Genomic DNA, 736 nt, shown 5'->3' with positions numbered 1-736 from the left:
CCGGGCTGTAGGTGTCCAGCAGCTGCGCGGTGGGCACCAGGTCTTGGGCCCCGCGCGCCAGGTACGGCCCGCCCCGGTTGAAGATGTCGGCGCCGGTGTTGCCGAACCCGGCCGCCGACAACAGCGCCTGATCCAAATCCTTCTGCTGCGCGTTGATGGTGCGCGAGGTGACCACCGCGTTGTTCAGGAAATCGATCAGGTCGGGCGCGGCGTTGGCGTAGGTGTCGCCCAGCCCGGCCAGCTGCTGAATGTCGTGGCGCGCCTGGGGCATCTGCGGATTGACGTCATCGAGGATCGCGTTGGCGTTGACCACCGACTGGCCGAACCTGTCGCCCAGCCCGGTCAGCGCCTGGGCGGCCGCGCTCAGCGTCAGGTTCAGCTTGACCGGGTCCACCTTCTCCGCGATCGAGGTGACGGTCTGGAACAGCGTGTTGATCTCCGTGGTCACCGTGCGCGCGTCGATCACGGTGTGCGGGTTGAGCTTTTGCGGCGACGGGTTCTTCGGCGTCGTCAAAGACACGTACTTGCCGCCGAACACCGTGGTCGCCTTGATGTCGGCGTTCACGTTGGACGGGATCAGATTGAGATACCGGGGATACACCTCCAACGTGAATTTCGCGGCGGGCTTGCCGTCGCGCACGGTCTCGGAGATGTCGCCCACCCGGCCGATCTCCACGCCGTTGTAGGTGACCTTCGAGCCCGGATCCATCACCAGGCCCGCCCGCGACGCCAGCAT

1 protein-coding gene is annotated in these 736 nt (G+C 66.3%); it reads right to left on the bottom strand.

The genetic code is table 11. The features are described 5' to 3' along the window. A partial coding sequence (locus A5680_RS07620; protein WP_156675028.1) for an MCE family protein occupies positions 1 to 736 on the bottom strand: 736 nt, incomplete at both ends.

Source organism: Mycobacterium sp. E2989, from assembly GCF_001667595.1.
Lineage (GTDB): Bacteria > Actinomycetota > Actinomycetes > Mycobacteriales > Mycobacteriaceae > Mycobacterium.
This window is presented reverse-complemented; position numbering and strand designations above follow the sequence as displayed.